The 346-nt window shown below is 66.5% G+C and carries 1 protein-coding gene and 1 pseudogene; both read left to right on the forward strand.

Annotated features, from left to right (window positions below; translation table 11 throughout):
- On the forward strand, positions 1–191 hold a 191-nt coding region (locus tag FNJ47_RS55605), incomplete at its 5' end, for a hybrid sensor histidine kinase/response regulator (protein WP_163163575.1).
- Positions 192–213: 22 nt separating this feature from the next.
- Positions 214–346, forward strand: a pseudogene (locus FNJ47_RS55610) (chemotaxis protein CheW); the annotation flags it as partial.

The raw sequence follows: 346 nt of genomic DNA on the forward strand, positions 1-346 counted from the left end.
TCGCCGAGAACATCCGCTCGGACCACAATCTGGTCGGGCTGCCGATCATCGCGCTGTCGGCGATGGTGTCGCCGGCGGCGATCGAGCGCGGCCGGCAGGCCGGCTTCCACGACTATGTCGCCAAGTTTGATCGTCCCGGGCTGATCGCGGCGCTGAAAGAGCAGACCGCCGAACTGCGCCGCGCGGCATGACCGGATGCAAGGAAACGAAGTGATGACCAGCAAGACCGAGACCAGTGAAGGCGCGATGGCCGAATACGTCACCGCCGTGATCGGCGGCCAGCTGTTCGGCTTGCCGATCTCGCGGGTGCAGGACGTGTTCATGCCGGAGCGGCTGACGCGGGTGC

The organism is Bradyrhizobium uaiense (genome assembly GCF_010811875.1).
Lineage (GTDB): Bacteria > Pseudomonadota > Alphaproteobacteria > Rhizobiales > Xanthobacteraceae > Bradyrhizobium > Bradyrhizobium uaiense.